The organism is Methylobacterium marchantiae, assembly GCF_042679825.1.
Classification (GTDB): Bacteria; Pseudomonadota; Alphaproteobacteria; order Rhizobiales; family Beijerinckiaceae; genus Methylobacterium; species Methylobacterium marchantiae.
Genome location: NZ_JBHTND010000067.1, coordinates 1 through 1,939, shown reverse-complemented (window position 1 = coordinate 1,939; position 1,939 = coordinate 1). Strand labels below are relative to the sequence as shown.

Here is a 1,939-nt window from a genome sequence, read left to right as displayed (position 1 = left end):
TGTCACGGATAGAAACCTCGATCCTCGACGGGCTTGACGAACCGTCATCGCTTCGTCTGCTTCCCGAGAGCGCGCTTCAGGGTGTTGCGGACGCCGTGCGTCTCGAGATGATCGACGCGGTGTCGGTGACGGGCGGTCACCTTGGCTCCGGTCTGGGGGTCGTCGAGCTGACGGTGGCGCTGCATCACGTGTTCGACACGCCGGACGACCGGATCGTGTGGGATGTCGGGCACCAGGCCTATCCGCACAAGATCCTGACGGGGCGGCGCGACCGGATCCGGACCCTGCGCCAGCCGGGCGGTCTGTCGGGGTTCACCAAGCGCTCGGAGAGCGTCTACGACCCGTTCGGGGCGGCGCATTCCTCGACCTCGATCTCGGCGGCGCTCGGCATGGCGGTGGGGCGCGACCTCGACGAGGCCTCGGTCAAGGCGAAGGGCGGCCCGGCGCCCAAGCGCCGCAACATGGTGGCGGTGATCGGCGACGGCTCGATGTCGGCGGGCATGGCCTACGAGGCGATGAACAATGCCGGGGCGCTGCATTCACGCCTGATCGTGATCCTCAACGACAACGACATGTCGATCGCTCCGCCCGTGGGGGCGATGTCGGCCTATTTCGCGCGTCTTGCGTCCGGCGGCACCTATCGCGGCCTGCGCGAGACCGCCAAGCAGCTCGGCAAGCTCCTGCCGAAGGCGCTCTACCAGCGCGCGGCGGCGGCGGAAGAGTATGCCCGCTCGCTGGTGGTGGGCGGCGGCACGATGTTCGAGGAGATGGGCTTCCACTATGTCGGCCCCATCGACGGGCACAATCTCGACCATCTCCTGCCGATCCTGAAGAACGTGCGTGACTCGGACCAGGGCCCGATCCTGCTCCACGTGGTGACGCAGAAGGGCAAGGGCTACGCCCCGGCGGAGGCCTCGGCCGACCGCTACCACGGGGTGGTGAAGTTCGACGTGATCTCGGGGGTGCAGGCCAAGGCCAAGCCGAACGCGCCGGCCTATACCCGCGTGTTCGGCGAGAGCCTGATCAAGGCGGCGGATGCCGACGACAAGGTGGTGGCGATCACCGCGGCGATGCCGGGCGGCACCGGGATCGACCTGTTCGGCAAGGCGCATCCGGACCGGACCTTCGATGTGGGCATCGCCGAGCAACATGCGGTGACCTTCGCGGGCGGCCTGGCGACGGAGGGCTACAAGCCGTTCGTGGCGATCTACTCGACCTTCCTGCAGCGGGCCTACGACCAGGTCGTGCACGACGTGGCGTTGCAGAATCTGCCGGTGCGGTTCTGCCTCGACCGGGCGGGTCTGGTGGGGGCGGACGGGGCGACCCATGCGGGGGCGTTCGATCTGGCCTATCTGTGCTGCCTGCCGAACATGACGGTGATGGCGGCCTCCGACGAGGCCGAGCTGGTGCACATGGTGGCGACCCAGCACGCCCATGACAGCGGCCCGATCGCCCTGCGCTATCCGCGCGGCGAGGGGGTCGGCGTCGATCTGCCCGAGACCGGCGTTCCGCTGGCCATCGGCAAAGGCCGGATCGTCAAGCGTCCCGAGGGCGCGCGGGTGGCGCTGCTGAGCCTGGGCACGCGCCTGTCGGAAGCGCTGAAGGCGGCCGACCAGCTCGAGAGCGCCGGGATCGCGGTGAGCGTGGCGGATGCGCGCTTCGCCAAGCCGCTGGACGAGGCGCTGATCCTGGATCTGGCGGCCACCCACGAGGTGCTGATCACGCTGGAGGAAGGCTCGGTCGGCGGTTTCGGAGCGATGGTGCTGCACCTCCTCGCCGAGAAGGGCGCGCTGGATGCGGGCCGGGTCAGGGTGCGGACGCTGACGCTTCCGGACCTGTACCAGGACCACAACAGCCCGGAGACGATGTACGCCGAGGCCGGCCTCGACGCCGACGGCATCGTCAAGACCGTCAATGCGGCGCTGCCGGGACAGAAGGC

The 1,939-nt window shown here is 69.1% G+C and carries 1 protein-coding gene; it reads left to right on the top strand.

Annotation, left to right across the window (positions count from 1 at the left end; all coding sequences use genetic code 11):
* Nucleotides 1–8: 8 nt before the first annotated feature.
* Nucleotides 9–1,939, top strand: a 1,931-nt coding sequence (dxs, locus tag ACFQ4G_RS21810) for a 1-deoxy-D-xylulose-5-phosphate synthase (RefSeq protein WP_238209208.1), incomplete at its 3' end; no start/stop codon positions are given.